A 14650-nucleotide genomic window follows, 5' to 3' on the forward strand; every position below is an offset into this window, starting at 1 on the left:
ATCAATGCAAACAGCCATCGACAAGATCCGCGAACTGCGCGCACTGCACGACGACGGCCTGCTGAGCCGGCAAGAGTTCGAGCTGCGCAAGAACGCGATCCTCGACGCGGCCTACCAGCCTGGCGAGCGGCCTGCGGATCCGGATGCGCTCTACGACGCTTCTGCGCCTGCAGCGCGCCCGGGCACCGAAATCGGCCTGATGACGGGCCAGGAAATCGGCCCGCAAAACCGGCGCTACCGGCTCGAACGTCTGATCGCGCACGGCGGCATGGGCCAGGTATGGCAGGCGACCGACCTGGCCACGCACGCCGAGCTGGGACACAGCGCCCAGGTCGCGCTCAAGATCCTGCCGGCGCATGCGACATCCGCCGCCAGCCACGCCAAGCTCCTGATTCAGGAAGCCACGCGCGCGCGGCGCCTGGCGCACGAGCACATCGTGCGCGTCTACGAATGGGCGCAGGACCCGGCCACGTCGAGTTTTTTCCTGATCATGGAATACCTCGAAGGCGAGGACCTCGATGCCGTACTGGCGCGCGAAGGCCGCCTGCCACTGGCGCGCGTGCTGGCCTTGCTCGATCCGGTCGCCGCTGCGCTGGACTATGCGTGGGAACGGCATCACCTGGTCCACCGCGACATCAAGCCCGGGAATGTGTTCGTCACGACCAAGGGCGACGTCAAGCTGCTCGACTTCGGGATCGCGGCGCGCGCGCGCGCCAGTGGCCCGGCGTCGCAGCTCGACGCACCGGCCACGTCCGGCACGGCCGGCTACCGCGCGCCGGAAGCCGTGATGGAAGGCCGCACACCGGAGCCCACGCTGGACGTGTATGCGGTCGCGGTCATGATCCACCAGCTGCTCACCGGCGTGCTGCCCGGCGAGCCCGGCGGCACCGTGCCCGAGACGCTGGGCGCGCGCCAGTGGGAGGTGCTGCGCGGCGGCTTCGGGCGCGATCCGGCGGCGCGCCCGGCCAGCGTGCACGCGCTGCTGGCGGCGATCCGCGCGGCGGCCGGGCCGTCGGCGGTGGAACTGGCGGCGCAGGATGCCCGCGAGCGCATCGAGCAGGAACGCGTGGCGCGCGAACTGGCTGCACGGCGTGCGATCGACGCCGAGGCGGCCGCCGTCATCAAGGCGCAGCAGGACGAGCAGCGCCGCGTCCAGCTGCGCGAGCAGCAGCGGCGTGAACGGCTCGAAGCTGAACAGGCACGCCTGGCGCGCAAGGAATCGCTGCGCCAGCAATTGCTGGCCCGGCGCGACGAAGAAGTTGCCAAGACCCAGGCGGCCAAGGAAGAAGCGGCGCGCAAGGCCGCGCAACTCAAGGCCGCAGCAGCCTATCTGGCGCAGCAGAAAAAAGCACGCGAGGATGCCGCAGCAGGTAGCGCCAGCGAATCGGTCAGCCAGGAGCGGGCGCCCGACGCAGCGGCGGCCGTGGCGCTGGCAGATGCGCCAACGGCGGCGGCGGCGATCGCCGACACGGGCATCCTGCGCGATGCCTTCATCGACGGCAGCGGCAATGGCCCGGCGATGGTGCTGATCCAGACGGGCCGCTTCCAGATGGGCTCGCCTGAGCACGAGCGCCGCATCGCGATGGCGGCCGGCTCGCAAAAGAACTGGATCGCGCGTGAAACGCCGCAGCACTGGATCGGCATCGAGCGCCCGTTCGCGATGGGCCGCTACCCGGTGACGGTGGGCGAGTGGCGCGCCTTCGCACGCGCGAGCGCCTGGCAGCCGGCCGGTGAAGTCGACTGGGCCGCGCCCGGCTTCCCGCAAACCGACGACCATCCGGTGGTCGGCGTCACGTGGTTCGATGCGCTGCAATACGTCGCATGGCTGAGCGCAGCGACCGGCAAGCGCTATCGCTTGCCGAGCGAAGCCGAATGGGAGTACGCGTGTCGCGCCGGCACCAAGACGGCGTTCAACACGGGCGACACGATCGCCACGACGCAGGCCAATTTCGACGGCACGTTCACCTACAACGGCGGGCCGCGCGGCGAGTTCCGGCACGGCACCACGAAGGTCGATACCTTCGCACCGAACGCCTGGGGCCTGCACGACATGCACGGCAATGTCTGGGAATGGGTGCAGGACGTCGTGCACGACAACTACGACGGCGCGCCAAACGACGGCAGCGCCTGGGAAACGGGGGGCGACCAGGTGCGCCGCATCCTGCGTGGCGGCTCGTGGCTGTATAACCCGCGCTACCTGCGCTCGGCGCTGCGCAATGGCTTTTCCGCGGTGCTGTCGAATGATATCGTCGGTCTGCGCGTGGTACGCGAACTGATGTAGGCAGGACTGGAAGGCGCCGGGCAATCCGGTGTACAGTCAGGCATTACCTTTCTTTTTACGATACCTGCCATGGCCATCGCGCACCTGTTTCGATCCCACGATAAAGACCTGGGCGGCGGTTTCACCGTGCGCCGCATGTTGCCCGCTGCGGCCCGGCAATCCATCGGGCCCTTCCTGTTTTTCGACCATATGGGGCCTGTGGAAGCGCCTGCCGGCGCCCGTCACGATGTGCGGCCGCACCCGCATATCGGGCTGGCCACGGTCACGTACCTGTTCGAAGGCGCGATCATGCACCGCGACAGTCTGGGCACCGAGCAGCGCATTGAGCCGGGCGCTGTCAACTGGATGACGGCCGGCAGCGGCATCGTGCATTCCGAGCGCACGCCCGACGATCTGCTCGAGCGCACGCGCCGCACGCACGGGCTGCAACTGTGGGCAGCGCTGCCGCGCGAACACGAAGAAACGCCCGCTGCGTTCAGCCACACGCCGGCCGACCGGATTCCCGAAATTACATTACCGGGCGCCACGGTGCGGCTGCTGGTGGGCAGTGCGTTCGGCCAGACCTCGCCCGTGCCGACCTTCAGCCAGACGCTGTATCTCGATGTGCAGCTGGCGCCCGGTGGCGCCATCGAACTGGACGACTTGCCCGATGAAACCGCGCTGTACGCGCCATTCGGCACGATCGAGATCGACGGTGAGCCGGTGCCCGCCAACACGATGGCCATGCTCGAGCCGGGGGCGGCGGTGCGGGTGAGCGCCGCTGCCGGCGCACGCTTTGTCGTGATCGGCGGCGCGCCGCTCGACGGCAAGCGCTTCATTTTCTGGAACTTCGTCTCGAGCAGCCGTGAGCGGATCGAACAGGCAGCGCGTGACTGGGAAGACAACCGCTTCGTGCCCCTGGCAGGCGACAACGAACGCATCCCGCTGCCGCAGTGGCCGCCAACCTGGCGCCGCGACTGACCTTGCCGCGCGGCTAACGCGCGCCCGTTCGGTGCGGGCGGGCGTAATCTGGTATCACCCTGTACGTGTCAATACGAATGAGGTGATGCCATGAAAATTCCTGAACACCTGCGTGCGCCGGCGATCGTGTTCGCCCTGCAGGCAGTGATGCTGGCAGGTGCGGCGCTGGTTTTTCTGGTGCTGGTGCCGTCGTACGGCTGATCAGGCGCTGAGGGCAGCAGCAAGCAGGCTGCGGCGGTCGACGCTGCGGCGGTCAGCGCGCGCCTCGGGATAGGCATTGGGGACAAAGCGCGCCGCCATGCCGATGCCGGGCTGTTGCACGCGATCGAGCGTGCCACTGGTAGCCAGTGGCGCATCGCGCCCGCTTGCCCGGTCGCGTTGCCAAAAGCCGCCGTCACGGTGGAACAGCAGCGGCAGGGCGACAGCGCGCGGCATGGTCACTGGCTGCGCGCCAGCGCTGGCGCCGTTGAGCGCCGCCTGACCAACAGGCGGCAAGGCATCCGGCGCCATCAGATAAAAACACTCGGCGCGGGCGCCGGCGTCGAGCCGGTGCAGCACGACTGCATGCGCCAGCAGCGCCGTCACCTCGAGCGTGACGATGCCCTTGATGCTGGCCGTCAGTTCGATGCGCATGCCCAGGCGCAGCTGGACCGGCATGTGCTTGCCGGGCCAGACGCCGTCGAGCAGCACGCCGTAGCGCGACACGTCTTCGATCTCGAACCCGGCGCGGCTGCGGCGGATGATGGCGTGGCGCCCCGACAGCCGGCGCGTCAGGCCACCGGGATCCATGCCCGTGTCGCCATGATGGGCCAGCAGCACGTCGGCATCGGGTGCGTCGTGTTCGAAGCGGCCGAGCGTGAATTCATCCAGCGCGAACAGGCGCACGTGGCGCTGCGTGGCCGAATCGGCTTCGGCGTGCACGAGGCACGCGCTGTCGGTCAGGCACGGATGCGCGGCGGGCTCGGCGGGCAGATCGATCTCGATCAGGTCTTCGTCCCAGGCAATGGTAGTCATGCCCATATCGATCTTGCCGCTGCCATTGCCGCCATCCAGGTTCAGGTGGGCGATGGATGCATTGCGGGCGACGACGTCGATGTCGATCCGGCCGCCGCCCGGTGCATTGACGCGGGCGATGCCGGCATCGTCGGCCGTGACGCGCACGTTCTTGTGCGTGGCGAGGAAGGTCTGGTGGATTTCGCCCAGGCTCGCGTCCTGGCGCGGCACCAGGATCACCGGCGAGCAGGTCCAGGTGCGGCTGGCCTCGGGCGCATGCGCGTGGCGGCTGTGCAGCTCGATCTCGATGCGGTACTGGCCGTGCTCGAGGCCGCGCGACGAGAATTCGAGAAACAGCGGCCGCCAGTCGCCGCGCGAGGTGCGCTGGAAGGCGTAGCTTTCGCCGCCGTGCAGGCGCAGCGCCGAGTGCACGAGCATGCGCACGTCGGGCGCACAATCCATCGGCATGCCGCGCAGTTCGAGACGCAGCGCCTGGCGGCCACCGGCCGCGCGCGGATCGAACCCGCTGATGTGCAATTGCGGACGCTGCAGGCTGGGCGGTTCAGGTACCGGCGAGGTTGCCGGGACGACCGTATCACGCCGCGTGCGCACGGCGCTGATCGTGTCGAAACTGGCCGGCAAGCCATCGACGACAGGATGCGCGGACTGCGGCAAGGGCGTCGCATGTGCCTGGTAGGCAACGGCCGCTGCCTCGGGCTGGGCATGCCCGTGCGCGCACCGCACCTCGCCTGGGGCGACCCAGACGGTGCAATGCGGATGCGCGGGATTGCGGCAGCGATTCATGTCAAATTAACCAGTCAGGAAAAGTCGAAAACAGTATTGCAAGCTTACGCTGTTTTCATCAGGCACGGCGCACCAAGCTCGTTGATTAACAACATTATTTTCCTACGGCATCAAATTAATTTGTTATCTTTCCAACGTTCAATAATGCACGTTGTCGTCGTCCAGTGGCAAGGCCGTTTCATCGGCGTGGCGCGGCCGGGGGCGCAGGACGAGCGCCGTCAGATTATCCGGCTGCAGGCCGGCCGGTGGTTCGTGTTCCATCAGCCCGAACAGGCGCTCGACAAGCGTTGCCGCCGCCGGTGCATCGGCGAGCAGCGCCGGCCAGCGCGCGACAAACGCATCCGGCTGCGCGCACGACCAGAACCCGTCGGTGGCCAGCAGATACGCGGCGTCGGCCCGTAATTGCAGTGCGCGGCGGTCGGGCAGGTGGCTCAGCCAGCATGGCAGGTTGGCGGGCGTCAGGGCGAACAGGCCGTCTGACAAGCGGGACGGATCGGCAAACGCATTGCCCAGAATGAATGCCTGGGCAATCTGCGGCGCGTGGCGGCCATGGACGTCGCGCCACCATTCGGCTTCGCCCAGCCGGCCGGCCAGTGCAGCGCCAGTCGCCGGCACGTGGTCGACCGTCAGCGCCGTGGCCTGCTGCGCATCGAGTTCGTACAACCGTGAGTCGCCCACGTGATACAGCAGCGGCGCAGCGCCCGGCGGCAGCTCGAGCAGCGTCAGCGTGGTACCGGGCCGGCCCGTTGCGCCGGCGCCATCGGCAAATCGCGCCTGCAGCGTCGCGTGCAGCGCATCGAGATGCGCTGTCAACCCGTCGAGCGATGTGCAGGGCGGCATGGCGAGAAGACCGGCAGCGAGCGCTTCGGCCGCTTCGCGTCCGTGACCATGGCCGCCCATCCCGTCGAGGACCGCCAGGCGGCCGTGCCCGGCGGGCCAGCCGGCAATCGTCGTGACGAGCGGCTGCTGGTCGTGCAGATGGCAGGCTCGGCCGTCGAAATCGATGAGCACGAGGTTGTCCTGGTTTTCACTGCGCATGGCGGTGCCCACGCCCACGCGGCTGGCCACGGCGACGTCGAAGGAGGGGGCAAAGCGAAAGTCGGCAAGCGTCGGTGGCATGGGCAGGGGCAGGGTGGTTTGATGACACAGAGTGATGTCACTGTACTACTGTTTGCAGGCAAGCCATGCGTCGAGCAAAGGCTGTTATCCGCTTCACTCACCGGCAATGAAACTGCAACCCGGGACAGCGGTCATGGTATGTTGACGTTTCCACCACCTTTTTTAAATCGTGCCATGGACATTCGCCCCCTCGATGCTGCTGACGTGCCGGTCCTGGCGCCGGCCATGGCCGCGCTGCTGCGCAGCCTGGCGCTGGAATTCATCGTGCACGAATCGACACCGCTCGGCGCCGCGACTTTTCTGGCTGAAAATGACGAGAACGGCATCCGCGGCTACCTGGCGCGCGGGTACGTCTGCCATGTGGCGCTCGACGGCGACCGGCTGGCCGGCTTCATCGCGATCCGCGATAACAGCCATCTGTTTCATCTGTTCGTCGGCACGGCCTGGCAGCGGCAAGGCCTCGCGCGGCGCTTGTGGCACACCGCGCGCGCTGCCGCCATCGCGCGCGGCGGGGACGGCAATTTCACGGTCAACGCATCGAACTACGCCGTGCCTGCATATGAACGGTTGGGCTTCGTGCGGGTGGCGCCGATCCAGTGCGTCAAGGGACTGTCGTTCAATCCGATGCTGCTCGGCTGGGCAGGGGATTGAACGGGTTGGGCCGTCGTCGCGCAAGCGCCAGGTGACACGCTGTGCACTTTCAGTATATATTGCCGCGCGACAAAAGTTTTCGTTTTGGCAGCAGGTTACAATGGCGGTCGCTCCGTATCGATCGGGCCTGAGCGGCGCATTGGTGCGCCGTGCTCGAAGAGTTTTGATGATGATGACCCTGAATAACCTGATCCGCGAACTTCCTGCAAACGTCCCGGCCGGGGCGGCGCGGGGGACATGGGCATGAGCGCGACAGCGTCGTCGATGCCTTCCATGTCGCGCGCGTTTGGCAAGACCCTGATGACCACGATGGGCATGACTGTGGTGGGTTTCATCTCCTCCGTGATTACCGCGCGCATCTTGGGCCCGGAAGGGCGCGGCCTGCTGTCGGCCGCCATCCTGATCTCCTCGCTTTCTGCCGGTGTCGCGCAGTGCGGCATGGGCAGTAGCTATCTGTATCACTTTGGCGCGGCGAGGCAGTTTCCGTATCTGCGCTTCTTTCTTCTGTCACTGCTGAGTATCAGCATCTTCGCCGTTGCACTGGCGGCAGCCGGCCTGCAATTGAGCGACGCGGTGCAGCTGCACCGGTTCATGTGGCTGGTGCTGGCGTTCGCCGCATTCATGGCGAGCCAGATGTATGTCTTCACGCTCACGCAGCTGCACTCGGATCTCCATTTCTTCAACATCCTGCGGTTTACCCAGGTGTTCGGCAATCTGGTCCTGATGCTGCCGCTGGTGCTGTGGTTCGACGTGGTGACGTTCGAACAGATTCTGGCCACGCAGTTGCTGATGCTGGTCGGTGTCACGACCATGGGGCTGTGGTGGGCGCGCAAGCACCGGATCTGGCAACTGAACACCGAGGTCAAGGCGCCGGTGCAGCCTTGGGGCGTCTTGCGCTATGGTTTTCACCAGCAGGGCATTGGTTTGCTGAGCCTGTTTCTGGTCAATTTTGACAAGCTGTTTTTGCTCAATCGCGGCACGATCCGCGAATACGGCTTTTACGCGCTCGCATTCACGACGTCGCGCCTGATCGGCGCGGTGCAGGAATCGGCCTCGGTCGCGCTGTTCTCGCGCTTTGCCGGGCGGGATGAACAAGCCCTGAGCCAGGCCGTGCGCACCACGTTCCGCGTGACGTTCATGCCGCTGATGATACTGGCCGCGCTCGGCGCGGCACTGTCGCCCTGGCTGCTCAATCTGGTGTATGGCAAGTCGTTTGCGGCGATGACGATGCCGTTTGCCATTCTGTTGTTCGAATGCGTGATTGGCGGGGCCAGCTGGACGCTGGCACAACGTTTCACCGCTGCCGGGCAACCGGGCCTGGTGCTGGCGCGCCAGATCATTGCCGTGGTTCCCGTGCTGATCGCGATTCCTTTTCTGCCGCAGGAAAATACCTATGTCTGGCTGGCCGGGTTGATGCTGGCAGGGGCGTGCCTGCGCCTGATCACGACGATTATCCTGGGGGTGCGCCGGCTCAAGGAGCCGATGCCCGACTTCATCCCGACCCGCAGCGACATTGCACTGTTGCGCCGGCTGCTGACGCGCGCCAAGTAAAGCATTTTTGGGGAGTAGCCTTGAATAACCATCGTTCGATGATGCTGGATTTGCAAAACAAGCATGACTCGATTCATGATTTGCTCAAGGGCAGAGACTTTCATTACATCGATATTCCGATGCACGACAACATCGGTGATTTGCTGATCATGCAGGGCACGCTGGCGTTCTTCAAAAAGAAGCGCCTGTCTCCGCGGACGATATCGACGTCCTGGGCGTTCGATCCGTCATGGGTCAAGCCGGACGATATCCTGGTGTTTCACGGAGGCGGCAATTTCGGCGACCTCTATGCGAACATCAACGAGATACGCGAACAGATCATCACGCGCTTCCCGAACAACCGCATCGTGCTGCTGCCGCAAACCGTGTTCTTCACGAGCGAGGTAACGCGTGACCGGTCGGTTGCCGTGTTTCGCCGCCACCCCGATGTCCATATCTTTGTGCGGGACAAAGCCTCGCAGCGTATTGCGAACCTGTTTTCCGGACACGTGTACCTGGCGCCGGACATGGCGCACCAGTTGTATCCCATCGCCAGCGCTGGGGGCGGCGGCGGCGGCGCCGGCGTGCTGCGCATCGAGCGCGTCGACACGGAAAAACCCGTCGTGCCGGCGTCGCTCAAGGATGCGCGGTTCGACACCCGTACCGACTGGATCGAGGTCGTGGGCAAGGAAAAGCGATTGATCGACTTTGCCTGGCGCATTCAGGCCGCCTTCATCAAGCGCGGCTGGCAGACCTGCAAGAAGCTGATCGGGCCGTGGTACTGGATCCCGGTCGCGCAGCGTTTTTCGTCCCGCGCCGTGGCGCTGTTTGCGCGCCATGAGCATATCGTCACCGACCGCCTGCACGGTCATATCCTGGCGTGCCTGATGGACAAGCCACACACCGTGATCGACAACAGTTACGGCAAGAATTCGACCTACATCGACGAATGGACGGCGCACAGTGACCTGGTGCGACTGGTGAAGGTATGACCGCATGCCCGCTTTTTTTCGAAGGATAGTAACCCCATGACCACCTCCGCCCCGACGGTCCTGATCGTCGACGATGAAGCCAGGAGCCGCGACCGGCTGGCCGACCTGCTGGCGCCCGGAGGCTATGAAACGACGAGCGCCGCCAGCGGCGAAGAAGCGCTGTCCTCAGTCGCCTCCGACGCGCCCGACCTGATCCTGATCGCGCAGTCGATGACGGGCATCGACGGCTGCCAGGTCGCCAGTATCCTGAAGGCCGATCCGGCCACCGAGAACATCCCGATCATCATGGTCACCGGCGACGACGACATCGGCACGCGCCAGGCCGGGCTGGCGGCAGGGGCCGAGGAATTCCTGAGCAAACCGGTCGATCCAACGGAGCTCGGACTGCGGGTGCGCAATCTGCTGCGCCTGAAGGATATGGGCGACCTGGAAGACCAGGTTGTCGTGCTTGAGCAGAAAATCGCTGCCCGCACCGCCGACCTGCTGCGCTTTCGTACGGCCATGAATGCGACGCCGGACGCGCTGATGCTGGTCAGCCGCGACACGATGCGTTTTGTCGAGGTCAATGACACCACCTGCGCGATGCTGGGTTACACGCGCGCCGAGATGCTGAACCTGGGACCGGTGGCGCTGGGCGCGGCGACGCACGATGAACTCGAGGCGATGTTCGAGCCCATGCCGGGTGGCCGGATCAAGCCGAGGCTGAGCGAGGTCACGCTGCACTGCAAGGATGGCCGGTCGGTGGACGTCGAAATTCACCGCCAGGCCCTGTTGTCCGGGAACGACTGGATCATCGTCAGCGTGGTGCGCGACATCACCGAGCGCCGGGTCGCGCAGCAAATCCTGCAGTACCAGGCCAGCCACGACGTGCTCACCGGCCTGCCCAACCGCGCCTGGTTCTACGAGGCGCTGCATAGCACCGTGCGGGCCACGCAGGACGCCAGTGCGCAGGTTGCGGTGGTCTTTCTCGACCTTGATCGCTTCAAGAACGTCAACGACACGCTCGGTCATGCCATGGGCGACGAGCTGCTGGTGCAGTTCAGCGCCCGTCTTGCCACCTGTGTCGGCGCGCGCGATACCGTCGCGCGCCTGGGCGGGGATGAATTCGGCCTGATCCTGATGCTTGACCAGGACCCGGCACGCGCGACCATCGTGGCCGGCTGCATCGCCGAGGTGCTGTATCCGCCGTTTAACCTGCGCGGCTTCGAGGTGATCGTCACGGCCAGCATCGGCATCACGGTCCATCCCGAAGACGGCAACGACCCCGAGGTGCTGATCCAGTACGCCGACACCGCGATGTACGAGGCCAAGCAGGCCGGGCGCGACACCTATCGCTTCTTCACGGCGCAGATGAACGCCGATGCGCTGCAGCGTCAGGATCTCGAGCACGCGCTGCGCAAGGCGGTCGACAACGAAGAGTTCGAACTGTATTACCAGCCCAAGCTGCTGTTGGGGTCGGACAAGATCGTCGGGGTCGAAGCGCTGCTGCGCTGGGACCGGCCCGGCCATGGGCTGGTGTCGCCGGGCCTGTTCGTGCCGGTGCTCGAAGAGACGGGGCTGATCGTGCGCGTCGGGCGCTGGGTGATCGACGCCGCCTGCCGCCAGATCAAGGCCTGGACGCTCGGGACGACGGGGCCGATGCAGGTGTCGGTCAATATCGCGGGGCGCCAGTTCGCCGAGGGCGACCTCGAAGGCGACGTGCTGCGCGCGCTGGCCGGGCATGGCGTGCCGGCCGCGCTGCTCGAACTGGAACTGACCGAGACGTCGCTGATGATTAACACGGAGCGCACGATGCAGTGCCTGAGCAACCTGCGGGCGCAGGGCATCCAGGTGTCGGTTGACGACTTTGGCACCGGCTATTCGAGTCTGGCCTATCTGCGTCGCTTTCCGATCGACAAGCTCAAGATCGATATCGCCTTCATTCGCGACGTCACCACCAATGCCGACGACGCCGCCATCGTCAACGCGATCATCACGATGGCGCACATCCTGAACGTGCAGGTCGTCGCCGAGGGCGTCGAGACGACAGCGCAAAAGGCCTTCCTGATCGCGCACGGGTGCGACCAGATCCAGGGCTACCTCGTCAGCCGGCCATTGCCGGCCCACCTGATCACGTCGTTGATGGCGCTGCGCGCCGCCAGCGAACAGCCTGCGGCGGCGTAACGGGGCAGGGTCGTGATTGGTGAGAATTGTTGAGTAAGTAACGCCATCGGGCTGGCTATACTGGCCCACATGAACCATGCCACTTTGCGTTATCGCTTCACCGACCACCGTAGCAGGGGCCTTGTGGCGACGCTGCTCGTGCATGGGGTGTTGATCCTGGCGTGGCAGTTCGCGCGCCCCTTGCCGGGGCCGGTCACGGGTGACGATGCGGCGATGCTGTGGCTACGCCTGCCGGTGCCGGTGCCGCGGATGGTCGATGTCGAGCCGGTTCAGCAGGAGGCGGTGCCAGCCCCGCAGCGCAGCATGCCGCAGCAGACTGTGCCTGCAGTGCAGGGAAAGACGCAAACAGCGCAGCAGCGATCGGTGAGCGCGCCAGTACCGGATGCGCCGCCAGCACCGGCCGAACCGGTCATTCCCAGCACGGCTGCCATCATGGACAGCGCACGCCGCAGCATCGGCGACATCGATCGGGCACTACGCAAGGAACGCCAGCCGACGATCGTGCTGCCGCCGGACAGCCCGCAACTGCGCCTGCGCCGTGGCATCGAGCATGCGCGCGAGATGGCGCCGCCGCGCCTGTGGGAGGCACCGCGCGTCGCTGAACTGGTCAACAACACGGGCGACGGCGCGCGGCGCACCCGTGTCATTACCGGAAACGGCACCTACTGCCTGACGGACCGCGCGCCGACGACCGATGTCGAGATGTTCGAGAAGCACGGCAAGCAGCGCATCACGACCTGTCCGAAGGATGAAGAGCCGGCGCGGCCGCAGGAATGGCGTACGGCGCGTGACTGAGCCGCGTAGCAGCAACGCTGCTTCCCGGCTCGTTGGCGACTAGGCGCCTTCCAGCACCGACATATCGACGTCAGCGACCACCACCTGGTTGCGTCCACCTTTCTTTGCCGCGTACAGGGCACGGTCAGCGGCGGACAGCAGAGCCTGTTCGCCATTGCCATGCCCGGGCCACTGCGCGACACCGAACGATGCTGAAATACCCGAAATGGTCTGTCCCGCGTGCTCGATCACGATGCCGCCAATCGACGCACGGATGCCCTCGGCGCATTTCTCGGCTTCGTCGGCACTGCAGTCCGGCAGCATCAGCACCAGTTCTTCGCCACCGTAGCGGCACACGACGTCGCTTGCGCGCACCCGTTGCAGGATGGCGTGACTGGCGGCCTTCAGTACCAGATCGCCGCCTTCATGGCCGTAGGTGTCGTTGACGCGCTTGAAATGGTCCAGGTCGATCATCACCACAGAACAGGCGCTCTGGCTGCGCTGGGCGCGCGCCAGCTCGCGCTTGAGCGATTCGTCGAAGAAGCGCCGGTTGTACAGGCCGGTGAGCGGATCGACCGTTGACTGGTGGCGCAGCGTGTCGCGCAGCGAGACGTTGCTGATCGCCAGGCTCAGCTGCTCGGCCAGCGCGATGATGTGCATGCTGTCGCTCAGGTTTTCTTCGGTCCGGTCGTCCAGGACCATCAGAACACCGACGACATCGCCTTGAGAGATCATCGGGACGCACGTCTGGGATGCATACTTGCCGATCCAGGACGTACCGTGATTGCAGAACAGGTCGTGCTGCGCCGTTGCGACATGCATTTTGCCCAGCCGCAGACACCAGCACTCATCGCGGGCGATGGTAGGAGGCGCCGTATCGGTCAGATTCCAGGATGCATTGAGTTCGAGTGCATCGCGCGAATTGCGGTAGAGATACACCGCGCCAGCCGTGTCCGGTAATAGTTTGCGCAGGAATACCGGCAGCATGCGGGCCAGTTCGGACGGCGCCTTGACGCTGTCCAGCGCGTGCAACATCTCCGCTGCCACCGACAGGCGCTCCGCCCGCACCGCGGACTGCTTCGCCAGTAACGCATTGTTCTCGGCCAGTAACTGCGACTGGTGAGCCACTTCCGCCTGCTTGTTCAAGCTCCTGGTGACGATGAGCACCGTGGCCACGATCACGACAAGGCTGGCCAGGGCGGCGCCAATCCCGAGCGCGGAGTTGTATCCCAGCGTTGACGACAGATCCTCACGCAGCACCTTGCGATGCTCGGCCAACACATAAATCTGGCGGCCGAACAGCGTGCGCAGCTCGTCCATCAGGAGTTTGCCTTTCTGGCTCGCCACGGCATCGATGGCCGCCTGGGTTTTGCCCGCCCTTTTCAGGCGGATGCTGCTGTCCATCTCGAGAACCTTGGCCTGGCTGAGACTGGCAATACGTGCGACCAGGGTTCGCTCCTGGTCCGAACTGGCGAGCCGATGCAAATCCTCGAGCGCCGCGGGAATGCCGGCAACGCCGACGTTATACGGGTCCAGGAAGCTCTCGTCGCTGCCGATCAGGAAGCCGCGTTGTCCGGTCTCGGCATCTTTCAGCAAGCTCAGCGCGAGATTGTATGCACGTTCCTTTTTCGCGCCGTCTTGCAGGTTGCGCAAAGTAGCGTTCGCCTGGTAGCTGCTGATACAGGGCAGTGTGGCGAGACAGGTCACGATGATGATGATCAGCGCACCGAATACCTTCAGGCTGGGGTCGAGTCGAGAAAGCATGCCTTAGGGAAATAATTGATCATGTGCAATCATAACCCTGCTATGCATTGGCCATAAGTGAAAAAGCTGTCTGTTTCCACGTCTGTTTGGGCGATGGGGCCAGATGTCTGGTTTTGGCCGCACCGATATGGGAAGGGCAGCTCAGCGTTCGTCCGCGCGCCGCAGCCACAGGCTGCTCGCCCAGCCTTCGACATCCCGGCCATCGAGCATGGCGCGCACCTGCCACCAGTCGCCATCGCGCTCGCCCGTCGCAATTACGCGCGTACCGCCCGGCACGACCAGCAGGCGCTCGGCGCCGATGCCGCCTGCGACGCGCAGATTGAGTGCATCGCGCACGCGGTAGGGTGCGCCGGCCACGGGCACGTCAGTTGCCGGCAGCGCTGTCCCGGCCAGTTGGACTGGTGGTGGCTTCGTCGCCGGCATGCCGAACAGCGTCAGCAGCAGTGCGCCGCCGGCGGCGGTGCCGGCCACCAGCACGCCCAGTGCGCGTGCGTTGGGCCGGTGCCACCAGGCGCGCGGCGTCAGCCACGCGCAGGCGCACAGCGTCAGCACGAGGGCCGCGCCGAACGCGCCAATGTACGTGGCGAAATGCGCCGCCATGTGGATCGACGATGGCATG

General features: G+C 65.5%; 11 protein-coding genes. 7 read left to right on the top strand and 4 right to left on the bottom strand.

The window, feature by feature from the left end; all coding sequences use genetic code 11:
* Positions 1-4 precede the first annotated feature (4 nt).
* Positions 5-2281: an SUMF1/EgtB/PvdO family nonheme iron enzyme gene (locus tag AC56LY_RS06735; protein ID WP_499577686.1), complete on the top strand. Its 2277-nt coding sequence runs from the start codon at positions 5-7 to the stop codon at positions 2279-2281.
* Between the two features lie 69 nt (positions 2282-2350).
* On the top strand, positions 2351-3241 hold the full coding sequence (locus tag AC56LY_RS06740; RefSeq protein WP_499577690.1) for a pirin family protein: 891 nt from the start codon (positions 2351-2353) through the stop codon (positions 3239-3241).
* A 201-nt stretch (positions 3242-3442) separates the two neighbouring features.
* On the opposite strand, the gene AC56LY_RS06745 is transcribed toward AC56LY_RS06740, so the two are convergent.
* Both AC56LY_RS06745 and AC56LY_RS06750 read right to left on the bottom strand, forming a co-directional pair.
* Positions 3443-5038: an FHA domain-containing protein gene (locus AC56LY_RS06745; protein WP_499577693.1), complete on the bottom strand. Its 1596-nt coding sequence runs from the start codon at positions 5036-5038 to the stop codon at positions 3443-3445.
* A gap of 138 nt (positions 5039-5176) precedes the next feature.
* Complete coding sequence (locus AC56LY_RS06750) at positions 5177-6157, bottom strand: PP2C family protein-serine/threonine phosphatase (RefSeq protein ID WP_499577696.1); 981 nt, start codon at positions 6155-6157, stop codon at positions 5177-5179.
* 174 nt (positions 6158-6331) lie between these two features.
* On the opposite strand from AC56LY_RS06750, the gene AC56LY_RS06755 reads away from it, so the two are divergent.
* From AC56LY_RS06755 to AC56LY_RS06775, 5 genes are all read left to right on the top strand, one after another.
* Complete coding sequence (locus tag AC56LY_RS06755) at positions 6332-6808, top strand: GNAT family N-acetyltransferase (protein ID WP_499577699.1); 477 nt, start codon at positions 6332-6334, stop codon at positions 6806-6808.
* A 243-nt stretch (positions 6809-7051) separates the two neighbouring features.
* Complete coding sequence (locus AC56LY_RS06760; protein WP_499577701.1) at positions 7052-8359, top strand: lipopolysaccharide biosynthesis protein; 1308 nt, start codon at positions 7052-7054, stop codon at positions 8357-8359.
* A 20-nt stretch (positions 8360-8379) separates the two neighbouring features.
* Entirely contained in the window at positions 8380-9330 is a 951-nt protein-coding gene (locus AC56LY_RS06765; RefSeq protein ID WP_499577704.1) for a polysaccharide pyruvyl transferase family protein, read from the top strand.
* Between the two features lie 36 nt (positions 9331-9366).
* Positions 9367-11493: a putative bifunctional diguanylate cyclase/phosphodiesterase gene (locus AC56LY_RS06770; RefSeq protein ID WP_499577706.1), complete on the top strand. Its 2127-nt coding sequence runs from the start codon at positions 9367-9369 to the stop codon at positions 11491-11493.
* 69 nt (positions 11494-11562) lie between these two features.
* A complete protein-coding gene (locus AC56LY_RS06775; protein WP_499577709.1) occupies positions 11563-12288 on the top strand; it encodes a hypothetical protein in 726 nt (241 codons plus the stop codon).
* Between the two features lie 39 nt (positions 12289-12327).
* On the opposite strand, the gene AC56LY_RS06780 is transcribed toward AC56LY_RS06775, so the two are convergent.
* Together AC56LY_RS06780 and AC56LY_RS06785 are read right to left on the bottom strand one after the other, a co-directional pair.
* Positions 12328-14031, bottom strand: a complete 1704-nt coding sequence (locus AC56LY_RS06780; protein WP_499577712.1) for a diguanylate cyclase — start codon at positions 14029-14031, stop codon at positions 12328-12330.
* 141 nt (positions 14032-14172) lie between these two features.
* Positions 14173-14649: an SH3 domain-containing protein gene (locus AC56LY_RS06785; protein ID WP_499577714.1), complete on the bottom strand. Its 477-nt coding sequence runs from the start codon at positions 14647-14649 to the stop codon at positions 14173-14175.
* Position 14650 lies beyond the last annotated feature (1 nt).

The organism is Telluria sp. ZT3P25 (assembly GCF_059685895.1).